Annotated in this window: 9 protein-coding genes; 1 reads left to right on the plus strand and 8 read right to left on the minus strand. The window is 72.2% G+C overall.

Annotated features, from left to right (window positions below):
- Positions 1-137: 137 nt before the first annotated feature.
- Positions 138-1,232 (minus strand): PLL family lectin, encoded by a 1,095-nt coding sequence (locus AF335_RS15715; protein WP_146045534.1) that lies wholly within the window; start codon positions 1,230-1,232, stop codon positions 138-140.
- 129 nt (positions 1,233-1,361) lie between these two features.
- On the opposite strand from AF335_RS15715, the gene AF335_RS15720 reads away from it, so the two are divergent.
- Positions 1,362-1,736, plus strand: coding sequence for a PIN domain-containing protein (locus AF335_RS15720; protein WP_102919009.1), 375 nt, complete (start codon positions 1,362-1,364; stop codon positions 1,734-1,736).
- A 63-nt stretch (positions 1,737-1,799) separates the two neighbouring features.
- Here AF335_RS15720 and AF335_RS15725 read toward each other — a convergent pair whose 3' ends face one another.
- The 7 genes from AF335_RS15725 to AF335_RS15755 all read right to left on the minus strand — a co-directional run bounded on the left by AF335_RS15725 (position 1,800) and on the right by AF335_RS15755 (position 11,988).
- Positions 1,800-3,347, minus strand: coding sequence for an ArnT family glycosyltransferase (locus AF335_RS15725; protein WP_102919010.1), 1,548 nt, complete (start codon positions 3,345-3,347; stop codon positions 1,800-1,802).
- 122 nt (positions 3,348-3,469) lie between these two features.
- The gene (locus AF335_RS15730; RefSeq protein WP_102919011.1) at positions 3,470-4,966 is read right to left on the minus strand and encodes an amino acid permease; all 1,497 of its coding nucleotides are present in this window, start codon (positions 4,964-4,966) and stop codon (positions 3,470-3,472) included.
- A 228-nt stretch (positions 4,967-5,194) separates the two neighbouring features.
- A complete protein-coding gene (dxs, locus tag AF335_RS15735) occupies positions 5,195-7,132 on the minus strand; it encodes a 1-deoxy-D-xylulose-5-phosphate synthase (protein WP_102919012.1) in 1,938 nt (645 codons plus the stop codon).
- Between the two features lie 250 nt (positions 7,133-7,382).
- Positions 7,383-8,663, minus strand: a complete 1,281-nt coding sequence (locus AF335_RS15740; protein WP_102919013.1) for a sugar ABC transporter permease — start codon at positions 8,661-8,663, stop codon at positions 7,383-7,385.
- The gene (locus tag AF335_RS15745) at positions 8,660-9,445 is read right to left on the minus strand and encodes an ATP-binding cassette domain-containing protein (protein WP_102919014.1); all 786 of its coding nucleotides are present in this window, start codon (positions 9,443-9,445) and stop codon (positions 8,660-8,662) included. Before AF335_RS15745 ends, AF335_RS15740 begins: the two co-directional genes overlap by 4 nt.
- Before the next feature lie 34 nt (positions 9,446-9,479).
- Positions 9,480-10,589: a substrate-binding domain-containing protein gene (locus AF335_RS15750; protein WP_184743316.1), complete on the minus strand. Its 1,110-nt coding sequence runs from the start codon at positions 10,587-10,589 to the stop codon at positions 9,480-9,482.
- Positions 10,590-10,788: 199 nt separating this feature from the next.
- Positions 10,789-11,988 (minus strand): ROK family transcriptional regulator, encoded by a 1,200-nt coding sequence (locus AF335_RS15755; protein WP_102919252.1) that lies wholly within the window; start codon positions 11,986-11,988, stop codon positions 10,789-10,791.
- Between the last annotated feature and the right edge of the window lie 203 nt (positions 11,989-12,191).

Raw genomic sequence — 12,191 nt, forward strand, 5'->3', positions numbered from 1 at the left:
GGCGCCGGGAGAGCAGGGCGCCGGGAGAGCAAGGCGCCAGGAGAGCAAGGCGCCAGGAGAGCAAGGCGCCAGGAGAGCAAGGCGCCAGGAAGCAAGGCGCCAGGAAGCAAGGCGCCAGGAGAGCGGCGCGCCGGACCTCAGATCCGCTCCCAGTCCCCCAGCGCCAGACCGGCTTCGGACGTCCGCTGGCGCGCCACCCGCAGGTGGCCGTCCATGCCGAGCACCGCCACGACCACCCGTCCCCGGGCGTCCCGCGCCAGCGCCGGCGCGCCCGCGAATTCCTCGCCCGTCTCCGACCAGACCGGCTCCACCGTCTCGTCCCCGCTGGGGAACGCGGCCACCGCGGGCAGCCCGGAGGGGGCGCGCTGGGCCAGGACCGTGCAGTCGTGGCCGTCGAGGACCGTACGGAGCACGGCGACGGGCCCGCTGCCGATCGTCCCCAGGGAGACGCTCTCGGGTTCGGCGTCCTCCGCGGCCGCTTCCTCCGCCGCCTCGGGCGGCAGGACCCGCAGCGAGGAGTCGCCGTCCTCCCGCCAGAAGTGGGTGATCCGGTCGTCGCCGGTCGGGGCGGACGTCGAGGAGGCCGCGGCGGGCTTGCCCGGGACGTTGCGGATACGCCGGAACGGGCCGCCCGGCTGCTCCTGCCGCCAGCGCAGCACGAACTCGGCCGCCGGGGCCAGGAGTTCGACCCGCCCGCCGGCCGTGACACCGGCCGAGAGGCTGTCCAGGACGTGACTGCCCTTCATGTCCTGCCAGGGGCCCCAGATCCCGCGCGCGTCCTGGCGCCGGCCGCACACCCCGCCGCCGGAGTTGCGCACGAAGACGTTGAGGCCGTGCCGGTCCACGGCGGCGGCGGGCACGCCGATCTGCTCGGCGCGCTGCCGGTCCGGGCCGTGCGGGGTGCCCAGCGACCGCCAGTTGGTGGGCTGCCGGCCGGGCTGGAACTGCGTCGCGTAGACCACCTCGGTCTCGGTCCGCTCGCCCTCGTCGCCCGGGACGACGCGCTTGCGCACGCCGACCAGCGAGACGTAGCCCTGGGCGCTCCGCGCTATGGAGAGGTAGGGCTCCAGGCCGGGGACCGGCAGCAGCTCCGGGCCGGACCACTCGGGGCCGCCCGGCCGGGTCTCGGTCCAGCGCACGACACCGCCCTCGGTCGGCGCGTAGGCCGTCAGCCGGCCGTCACCGCCCCGCAGTAGCCAGCCGGTGACCGGGGTGGCCGTACGCACTGCCATGACTCGCTGCCAGCCTTTCTCGCACGCGGGTCCCGCGCGCTCCGCGCGAGACCCGTTTGTCGACCCTCGACAATAACATCGTGGGTACCCGGGAACTTCCGTGCGTGCCGGGCGTGCGAGGCTGTGGGAATGACCGCACTGCTTGTCGTGGATGCCGCGAATGTCGTCGGTTCGGTGCCCGACGGATGGTGGCGCGACCGCCGGGGCGCCGCCGAGCGGCTGCGGGACCGGCTGGCCGCCGACGCGGCGGCCGGCGGCCCGGCGCTGCCCGTGGAGGCGGCGGAGGTGGTGCTGGTGGTCGAGGGCGCCGCGCGTGGCGTGGCGTCCGTGCCGGGCGTGCGGGTCGAGGCCGCCGGCGGCAGTGGCGACGACCGGATCGTGGAACTGGTGGCGGCGCGGGACCCGGGCCGGCGCTGTGTGGTGGTCACCGCGGACCGCGAGCTGCGGGAGCGCGTCCGCGCCCTGGGCGCGGAGGTCCTGGGGCCGAGGTCGGTACGCCGGTGATCCCGCGCGGGGCCTGACGGCCGCCGTACCGGGAATCGCGGGCCGGTGGCCCCCCGTACCGGCCTACCGCGCCGGCCGCGGGACCGGCCCCGCGCCGGAGGCGGCCTCCCGGCCCCGCCACGCGTACAGCACCGCTCCGTCCACCGCCCCCACCCGCTCGTACGACCGCGTCAGCGCCGCCCGCAGCGACGGCAGCCGCCCCGGCGCGTACGGCTTGCCGCGCGAGTCGTCGACGACGAGCTCCGGTGGCCGGTCGGCCAGCTCGCGGCGGAAGACCGGCCAGGAGCCGGGCACCCCGTACGCCTCGCCGACCCGGGAAGGGCCGCGCCCGCCGCTGTAGTTGGTGAGCAGCCCGGCCGTCAGGAAGCGCCCCGCGGGGCGGCGGTCGGCCAGCCAGTACTGCTCGGGGTGCATGCCCCAGAACAGGACGCGGGCGGCCGGCCGGGTGCGCTCGCGGACGGCCCGGGCGACCTTCAGGGAGTGCGGCAGGTCGGGCGGGTCGTCGGCGAGCCCCCAGCCCAGGAAGTACCCGCAGGAGAGGACGGACAGGCCCACGGCGGTCCGCAGCACCCGCCGGGGCAGCGAGCACAGCGCGGAGGCGGCGAGCAGGGCGAGCGGCGGGATCAGCTGGAGGTAGTAGTGCCCGAAGAAGTGGAAGCCGGTGGTGACGGCCACGCCGGAGGCGGCGAGCCATACCCACAGCTCGGGCGGGGCGGCGCGGCGGCGGGCGAGGACCAGGGCGCCGACCGGGACGAGCAGGCCCGCGCAGCCGGCCGCGGCGACGGAGGCGCCCGCGGCCGCCCGGTCGACGGCGAGCGGCACCGAGCCGGCCACCGACGCGTAGGTGCCCGAACCGGTCACCGACCAGAACAGCAGCCGGGCGGGCCCGGTGAGCCAGGCGACGGCGGCCACCGGCAGGACGGCGCCGAGGGCCAGGGCCGCGGCGCCCGTCGCGCGCCCGCGCCCGCGCCCGGTCCAGAGCAGCAGGAGTACGGGCGCGAGGACCGCTCCCCCGGTCTGCTTGGTGAGCATGGCGCCCGCCACCGCCAGCCCGGCCGCGCCCCAGCGGGACCGGTCGGCGCACCACACGGCGGCCGCCGTCCACGGCACCATGAAGACCTCGAAGCAGGCCGCCTGGGCGTCCTCGGGGGCGAGGCAGACGGAGGCCAGGAGGTAGAGCGACCCGGCGGTGCGACCGGCCCGCTCGCCCCAGCGGCGCCGGGCCAGGGAGGCCAGCAGCACGGCGGTCAGCAGCTGGGCGAGGACCGCGAGGGCCTTGACCGGCAGCAGCGAGCCGTCGCCGAAGAGCGCGAAGCACAGCTCGTACAGCCAGGGCAGCACGGGCGGCTTGCGGTCGACGACGGTGCGGTAGAGCACGGCGCCCTGGCCGAGCATCCGGGCCTCGGTGGCGAGGAAGCCCTCGTCGGGGTTCCACAGGGGGCGGGCGAAGGACGGCAGCCGGGTGAGGAGGGCGAGACAGGCCAGCGCGGGCAGCAGGCGGCGCCAGAACCGGCCGCGGCCCGGGGGCACGGCGGGCCCGTGCTCGTAGGGGGGCCGCGCGTGCGGGACGGGGGTGCCGGCCGGTACGGCTGCGCGCTGTGCGACGGGCATGCAGGTCAACCTAGGGTGGTGCGTCCTCGGGCGGCGGTCCGCGGTCTCCCCCGGGGCCGGGGTACGGCCGGGAGGTGCCGCCGGGCGGGCGCCGCTTCAGGGCCCGCCCGGCGGTGGGACCGTCAGGGGACGCGGCTGTGCGCGCGTCCGTAGACGAAGTAGACGACGACGCCGATGACCATCCACACGGCGAACCGCAGCCAGGTCTCGGCGGTGAGGTTGAGCATCAGCCACAGGGAGGCGAGCACGGACAGGAAGGGCACGACGGGGACGAACGGGGTCCGGAAGGCCCGGGGCAGATCGGGGCGGGCGCGGCGGAGGAGGACGACGCCGAGGGCCACGACGACGAAGGCGAAGAGCGTGCCGATGTTGACCAGCTCGGCGAGGACGTCGATCGAGGTGAAACCGGCGAGCACGGCGACGACGACGCCGAGCAGGATCGTGGAGCGGTAGGGCGTGCCGTACTTCGGGTGCACCCGGGAGAAGATCCTGGGCAGCAGCCCGTCGCGGCTCATGGCGAAGAACACCCGGCTCTGGCCGAGCAGCAGGATCATGCAGACGGTGGTGAGGCCGACGGCGGCGCCGAAGCTGATCAGCCCCGCCCAGAAGGGGTGGCCGGTGGCCTTGAAGGCGTCGGCGAGCGGCGCGTCCGTGGAGAGGTCGCTGTACTTCTGCATGCCGGTGACGACGATGGACACGGCCACGTAGAGGACCGTGCAGATGGCGAGCGAGCCGAGGATGCCGCGCGGCACGTCGCGCTGGGGGTTACGGGTCTCCTCGGCGGCGGTGGCCACGATGTCGAAGCCGATGAAGGCGAAGAAGACGACCGCGGCGGCGGAGAAGATGCCCATGACGCCGAAGTTCGACGGCGCGAAACCGAAGATCAGCTGGATGAGCGGCGCCTTGATGTCGCTGCCGGCCGTGGTGTCCTGGGAGTGGGGGACGAACGGCTCGTAGTTGGAGCCGGTGATGAAGAAGGCCCCGACGACGATCACGATCAGGACGACGGTGACCTTGATGGCCACCACGACGGTCGTCACCCGTGAGGACAGCTTCATGCCGAGGACGAGGATCGCGGTGAGGACGAGCACGAGGGCGCACGCCAGGATGTCGAAGCCGAAGCGGCCCTCGTGGGTGCCCTCCAGGCTCACGGGCAGGTGCCAGCCCGCGTTGTCCATCAGCGAGCGGATGTAGCCGGACCAGCCGACGGCGACGACGGCGCAGCCCAGCGCCAGCTCCAGGATCAGGTCCCAGCCGATGATCCACGCGGGCAGCTCGCCGAGGGAGGCGTACGAGAAGGTGTACGCGGAACCGGCGACCGGCACGGTGGAGGCGAATTCGGCGTAGCAGAGCGCCGCGAGCCCGCAGACGACGCCGGCGAGGACGAAGGCGAGCGCGACCGAGGGGCCGGCGTTCTCCTTGGCGACCTTGCCGGTGAGGACGAAGATCCCGGTGCCGATGACGACACCGACGCCGAAAACGGTGAGGTCGAGGGCGGTGAGCGACTTCTTGAGCGCGTGCTCGGGCTCCTCGGTGTCCCGGATGGACTGTTCCACCGTCTTGGTCCGGAAGACGCCGCGCCCGCCGCGGCTGTTCCGGAGGGGTTGTTCCGTGCTCATCGGCCCACCTCCACCTGTCTCGGATCTCTCTCGGCCGTCGCCCGTCCGTTCGTCCGTGAACTGGGCGAGTGTCCGCGATGATCCGGTCCGTACCGGGGTGGGCCCGGCCACGGGGGCCAGGATTCACCCGATGGGACGCGGTGGGGGGTATGCGTACGGGCCGGCCGGACCACCCGGATAGGTGGTCCGGCCGGCCCGTGGAGCAAGCCGGTGCCGGTGGCGGGGAGGTCAGTCGCGGGCCGCCTCGGCCACGACCTCGTCCGTGCCGGAGACCTCCTCGTAACGCCCGTCCAGCTTCGCGACCAGGCCGGTGACCTGGCGCGCGATGTCCGGGGCGGTCAGCCCGATCTCGGCCATGACCTCCTTGCGGGAGGCGTGGTCGAGGAAGCGCTGCGGGATGCCGAAGTCACGCAGCGGGAGGTCGACGTCGGCGTCACGCAGCGCCTGGGAGACCGCCGCGCCGACGCCGCCCGTGCGGCCGTTGTCCTCGACGGTGACGACGACGCGGTGCTCGGCGGCGAGGCCGGGCAGGGCCGCGTCGACGGGCTTGACCCAGCGCGGGTCGACGACGGTCGAGGTGATGCCCTGCTTGTCGAGCAGGTCGGCGATCTCCAGGCACATCGGGGCGAGGGCGCCGACGGAGACGATGAGGACGTCGGGGCGCTCCACGCCCTCGGCGGGCTTCCTCAGCACGTCCATGCCGCCGACGCGGCCGACGGCCTCGACGGCGGGGCCGACGGTGCCCTTGGAGTAGCGCACGACGGTGGGGGCGTCCTTGACCTCGACGGCCTCGCGGAGCTGGGCGCGCACCTGGTCGGCGTCGCGCGGGGCGGCGATCCGCAGGCCGGGGACGACCTGGAGGATCGACATGTCCCACATGCCGTTGTGCGAGGCGCCGTCGTCGCCGGTGACACCGGCCCGGTCCAGCACGAAGGTCACACCGCACTTGTGCAGGGCGACGTCCATCAGGACCTGGTCGAAGGCACGGTTGAGGAAGGTCGCGTACACCGCGAAGACCGGGTGCAGACCGCCCGTCGCCAGACCGGCCGCCGAGGTCGCCGCGTGCTGCTCGGCGATCCCGACGTCGTAGACGCGCTCGGGGAACGCCTTGGCGAACTTGCCGAGGCCGACCGGCTGCATCATCGCGGCCGTGATGGCGACGATGTCCGCGCGCTCCTTGCCGAGCTCTACCATCTCGTCGGCGAAGACGGAGGTCCAGCTGGCGCCGGAGGAGGCGAGGGGCAGGCCGGTGTCGGGGTGGATGGCGCCGATGCCGTGGAAGCGGTCCGCCTCGTTCTGCTCGGCGTGCTTGTAGCCGCGGCCCTTCTGGGTGAGGCAGTGCACCAGGACCGGGCCGCCGAAGCGCTTGGCGCGCTGCAGCGCGGACTCCAGGGCCTCGATGTCGTGGCCGTCGATCGGGCCGACGTACTTCAGGCCGAGGTCCTCGAACATGCCCTGCGGGGCGATGAAGTCCTTGAGGCCCTTCTTGGCGCCGTGCAGGGTCTCGTAGAGCGGCTTGCCGAGCACCGGCGTGCGCTCCAGCAGGTCCTTGCCGCGGGCCAGGAAGCGCTCGTAGCCGTCCGTGGTGCGCAGGGTGGCGAGGTGGTTGGCGAGGCCGCCGATGGTGGGCTCGTAGGAGCGCTCGTTGTCGTTGACGACGATGACGAGCGGGCGGTCCTTGGCCACGGCGATGTTGTTCAGCGCCTCCCAGGCCATACCGCCGGTGAGCGCGCCGTCACCGATCACGGCGACGACGTGGTCCTTGCGGCCCAGCACCTGGTTGGCCTTGGCGAGGCCGTCGGCCCAGCCCAGGACCGTGGAGGCGTGGCTGTTCTCGATGATGTCGTGCTCGGACTCCTCGCGCGCGGGGTAGCCGGACAGGCCGCCCTTCGCCCGCAGCCGCGCGAAGTCCTGGCGGCCGGTGAGCAGCTTGTGCACGTACGACTGGTGCCCGGTGTCGAAGAGGACCTTGTCCTTCGGCGACTCGAAGACCCGGTGCATGGCGATGGTGAGCTCGACCACCCCGAGGTTGGGCCCGAGGTGCCCACCGGTCTTCGACACGGCGTCGACGAGGAAGGTCCGGATCTCCGCGGCGAGCTGATCGAGCTGCTCCGGGCTCAGCCGGTCCAGATCGCGCGGTCCCCTGATGCGGGATAGCAGCGCCACCCGTGCCTCCTTAAGCGTTCGAGCTGTCGAGCCTTGCCGGTCTGTCGAGTCTAATGTTCCGCCCGCGATGCGGGTGAACGGGTGCCGCGAGGTATGTCACGCGATCGGCGTAGACCGGTGGATCTTTCCCCACGGGGAGTTTCGCCGCAACCGGACAGGGTCGCGATCAAGCCCGTCCGGCGTTTGAGGACATTCGGGAAGGGGCGGGCAGGGGAAAACCCCACCCGCCCCCACCAGGCCCACTCGGCCCTCAGGCCCGCCCCGCCGTCTTCTGCGTACGCCGCGAGACCGAGTCGATCACCACCGCCGCGAGCAGCACCGCACCGGTGATCATGTACTGCACCGCCGACGCGATCCCCAGCAGCGCCATCCCGGAGGCGATGGACTGGATCACCAGCACCCCCAGCAGCGCGGACCATGTCTTGCCCCGCCCGCCGAAGAGGCTGGTGCCGCCGATGACGGCCGCCGCGATGGCGTTCATCAGCAGGCTGCCCGCGCCGGAGGACTGGTTCGCGGCGTTGATCTGCGAGGCCAGGAACATCCCGCCGAGCGCGGCCATCGTCCCGGAGAGGGCGAAGACCGAGATCCGGACGGCCGAGACATTGATACCGGCGCGCCGGGCGGCCTCGACGCTGCCGCCGAGGGCGAAGACCCTGCGCCCGTACGAGGTGCGCCGGAGCACGAGGTCCAGGGCCACCACGACGCCCAGGAAGATCACCACGGCCAGCGGCAGGCCCTTGTACTGGTTGAAGAGCCAGGCCACCACATAGGCGGGCACGGCCAGCGCCGCCGTGCGCAGCGCGATCTCGCTGAGCGGGCGGCTGGGGACGCCCGCGGCCTCGCGGCGCCGGCTGTCGCGGAGGGAGACCGCGAAGAACACGATCACGGCCACCGTCGCCAGCCCGTAGGCGGCGGAGATGTCGGTGAAGTAGTGGTTGGTGAGGCCGGCGACCAGGCCGGAGTCGTCGAGGTTGATGGTGCCGTTGGAGCCCAGCACCTGGAGCATGAGGCCGTTCCAGCCCAGCAGACCGGCCAGGGTGACCACGAAGGCGGGGACGCCGATGCGGGCGAAGAAGAAGCCGTGGAGGGCCCCGATGACGGCGCCGGAGAGGAGCGCCAGGACGAGCGCGAGCCACTCCGGCATGCCGTGGTTCACATTGAGCACGGCGAAGACGGCGGCCGCGAGCCCGCTGACCGAGCCGACGGAGAGGTCGATCTCGCCGAGGATCAGTACGAAGACGATGCCGACGGCGATCAGGCCGGTGCCGGCCGCGGTGACGAAGAGGTTGGAGAGGTTCTCCGCGCCGAGGAAGGCCGAGTCGCGCAGCTGGAAGACGATGCCGATGATGATCAGGCCGACGACGACGGGCAGCGAGCCCAGCTCGCCGCTGCGGAGCTTCCGGCCGAATTCGCTCCAGTAGCCGGCGAAGCCCTCCTCGCGGACGAGGAGGCGGGGGTCGACGGCGGGGACGGCGTCGTGGGCGGCCGCCTGGCCGTTACCGGCCGTGCCGGTGGTGTTCTCCGTGGTCATTTCTTCCCCTCCGCACGGGACTGACGGCGGGTGACAGCGTTGTCGGTCGCACCGGTGATGGCGGAAATGATCTCTTCCTGGGAGGTGTGGGCCACCTCGAAGACGCCGTTGTTGCGGCCGAGGCGGAGCACCGCGACCCGGTCGGCGACGGCCTTCACGTCGGCCATGTTGTGGCTGATGAGGATGACCCCGAGGCCGCGCTCGCGAAGGCGTTCGACCAGGTCGAGGACCTGCGCGGTCTGCTCCACGCCGAGCGCCGCGGTGGGCTCGTCGAGGATGACGACCTTGGGCTCGCCGAGCAGCGAGCGGGCGATGGCGACGGTCTGCCGCTGCCCGCCGGAGAGCGAGGCGATGGGGATCCGGACACTGGGGATCCGGATGGACAGGGTGGCGAGCAGCTCGCGGGCGCGGCGCTCCATCTCGACCTCGTCCAGCACCCCGGCGCGGACGATCTCCCGGCCGAGGAAGAGGTTGCCGACGACGTCGAGGTTGTCGCAGAGCGCGAGGTCCTGGTAGACGGTCGCGATGCCGAGCTCCTGGGCGGTGTGCGGCCGGTCGACGGTGACCGGCCGGCCCTCCCACTCGATCACCCCGTCGTCGGCGGGGCCGACCCCGGCGATGGTCTTGACCAGGGTGGACTTCCCGGCGCCGTTGTCGCCGACCAGGGCGACCACCTCGCCTGGGTGGATCTCCAGTTCCACGTCGGTGAGCGCCTGGACGGCACCGAACCGCTTGGAGATCCCGCGCAGCGCCAGCACGGGCGTAGCGGACACGTTCATCATCTCCTTCGCCGCCCGGGGGCGGCAGCTGTGGGGCTTACTTCAGTCCGGCCTTGTCGCACTGCGCCTTGTACTTCGCGGTGCAGATCTCGTCCAGGTTGAAGAAGCCCTCCTTGCCGACGTACTGGCCGATGTCGGCCTTGGTGAGGGCGAAGGGGGTGACGATGATGGCGGGGACCTTCTTGGCGGTGCCGCTGTCGACGGTGGACTTGGCGACGCCGTCGAGGGCCTTGCCCCGGGCGAGGGCGACGGCCATCTCGGCCGCGGCGTCGGCCTCGGGCTTGTAGGGCTTGTAGACGCTCATGAACTGCTCGTCGGAGAGGATCCGCTGGACGGCGGAGAGCTCGGCGTCCTGGCCGGTGACCGGCGGGAGCTTGTCGAAGCCGGCGCTCTTGAGGGCGGTGATGATGCCGCCCGCCATGCCGTCGTTGGCGGAGTAGACGCCGACGATCTTGTCCTTGCCCAGCGAGGAGATGGCGCCCTTCATGTTCTCGTTGGCGTTCTCCGGCTTCCACTCCTTGGTGTCGTACTCCTTGCCGACCTTGACCTTGCCGTCGAGGACGGAGTGGGCACCGTCCTTGTACATCTTGGCGTTGGGGTCGGTGACGGAGCCGTTCATCATGACGATCTCGCCCTTGGCGGCGTTGTCGCCGAGCTCCTTGAGCAGGGACTCGCCCTGGATCTTGCCGACGCGCTCGTTGTCGACGGAGGTGTACGCCTTGATGGGGCCCTTGGCCAGCCGGTCGTACGCGACGACGGGGATGCCCTTGTCGTTCGCCTTCTTCACGGAGCTCGCTATCGACTTCGCGTCCACCGCGTCGACGATCAGCGCGTCGACCTTCTTGGTGATCATCGTGTCGACCTGCTGCTGCTGGACGGAGGCGTCCTGCTTGGCGTTCTCGTAGAGAACCGTGGTGTCCGAGCCCGCCAATTCCTTGATCTTCTTTTCGATCAGCGGCTTGTCGAAGCGCTCGTAACGCGCGGTCTGGTTTTCCGGCAGAAGGAGGCCGATGGTGAGCGCGGCCTTTCCTTCCTTCTTGCCGCCACCGCCGTCACCGGCTTCCTTGGCCTTCCCGCAGGCGCCGATCCCGGCGGCCATCGAAACGGCCGCCACGGCCACGGCTGCACGACGCAGATGCGTGTTCACTTGCAGATACCTCCCTGACGAGGCCGCGTCGTTGCGGCCGAGGTGGCTGGAAGTCAACTCGGCCGCCAGAGGAGCGTCAAGAAGTAAATCCTTAACGAGATGGCAACGATGCCATTCGTTATCTGCGTGAACTCAAGATGGGGCCGCGCCGCGCCGCGAAGGCCCCTGGAAGGACCGAAAGGCGGTAGCGGCCCGCCGGTCAGGCGAGGGCGGGCGCGACGGTCGGCGGCAGCTGGTCCAGAAGGCTGGAATCACCCATCTCGCTGAGGACGAGCGCGAGGGCGCCCAGCACCTCGGCACGGCCGCCGAGGGCGCCCGGTACGACCTCCAACTGCCGTGCGGCGCTGGGGATCGCGTAGCGCGAGACGGATTCCCGGATGGGCCCGAGGACGAGCTCGCCGGACTCCGCGAGATCGCCGCCGAGCACGATCCGGCGGGGGTTGAGGAGGTTGCAGAGGTTGGCGACGCCACTGCCGATGTGCCGGCCGACGTCGCCGATCACACGCCGGCAGCCCGGGTCGCCGTCCTGGGCGAGCTGCACCATGCGGGCCACGGTCAGATCGGTGCCGTGGGCCGAGTGAAGGAGCGGCAGCACGTACCGGGCGGCGGTGAAGGTCTCCAGGCAGCCGCGGTTGCCGCAGCGGCAGACGGGCCCGGACTCGTCGAGGGTGATGTGCCCGATCTCCCCGGCGGTGCCACCGGGACCGCGGTAGATCTGCCCATTGATGACGAGGCCCGCGCCGACACCGCTCGCGACCTTGATGTAGGCGAGATCGGCGGCCCCGCGCCCGGCCCCCCAGACGAGCTCGCCGAGGGCGCCGAGGTTGGCGTCGTTGTCGACGTGGACGGGCACGCCGAGGCGGGCGGCGAGGTCGTCACGGGGATTGGTGCCGGCCCAGCCGGGCAGGATCGAGGTCGACCCCAGCGTGCCGCTCTCCACGTCGATGGGCCCGGGCACGCCCAGCCCCACCCCGACGATCTTCGCCGGGTCGATCCCCGCTTCCTCGATCAGCCGCCTGACCAGCCGCTCGGCCCGGTCCAGGCCCTGCGCGGCGGAGGCGTCGACATCGAGGGGCTCGGCGTCCTCGGCCAGCACGCGGTGGGCGAGGTTCCCGATGGCCACCCGAAGGTGTGTATGCCCGAAGTCGACACCGACGACGACCCCGGCGTCCCCGGACAGCGAGACGCTACGGGCCCGCCGCCCGCCGGCGGAGGTGGGCGTGACCTCGACGGTCCCGCCGTCCTTGAGCTCCCGCACGATATTGGACACGGTGGCGGCCGACAGCCCCGTGGTCCGGGCGATCTCAGCCTGGGTCAGCGAACCCGCCATGCGCACCGCGCGCACGACCCGCTCGAGATTGGCCCGGTGCAGCGACGACTGCGACCCCGGAGTCTCCACGCCCATCCACTCCCACCTAGACCGGACACGGCACGCCGGCCGTCCCCGCGACCGGACCACGACTCTGGGACCCGGCCATCCATACAACATATGAACTCTAAGCTGAGCCGCCGGGGGGAGACCCCGTCAAGGTCCTTAACCACATCGAGGCCCCTATGGTACGAAAGACGCCTTACGGAAGCGGTGGGGCGGGGACGGCTCGC

It is taken from the genome of Streptomyces eurocidicus (assembly GCF_002891295.1).
Classification (GTDB): domain Bacteria; phylum Actinomycetota; class Actinomycetes; order Streptomycetales; family Streptomycetaceae; genus Streptomyces; species Streptomyces eurocidicus.

Excerpts from the sequence above, each read along its gene's own strand:
- AF335_RS15715 (WP_146045534.1), bottom strand. The coding sequence starts at position 1,232 with ATGGCAGTGCGTACGGCCACCCCGGTCACCGGCTGGCTACTGCGGGGC.
- AF335_RS15720 (WP_102919009.1), top strand. The coding sequence starts at position 1,362 with ATGACCGCACTGCTTGTCGTGGATGCCGCGAATGTCGTCGGTTCGGTG.
- AF335_RS15725 (WP_102919010.1), bottom strand. The coding sequence starts at position 3,347 with ATGCCCGTCGCACAGCGCGCAGCCGTACCGGCCGGCACCCCCGTCCCG.
- AF335_RS15730 (WP_102919011.1), bottom strand. The coding sequence starts at position 4,966 with ATGAGCACGGAACAACCCCTCCGGAACAGCCGCGGCGGGCGCGGCGTC.
- AF335_RS15740 (WP_102919013.1), bottom strand. The coding sequence starts at position 8,663 with ATGACCACGGAGAACACCACCGGCACGGCCGGTAACGGCCAGGCGGCC.
- AF335_RS15745 (WP_102919014.1), bottom strand. The coding sequence starts at position 9,445 with ATGATGAACGTGTCCGCTACGCCCGTGCTGGCGCTGCGCGGGATCTCC.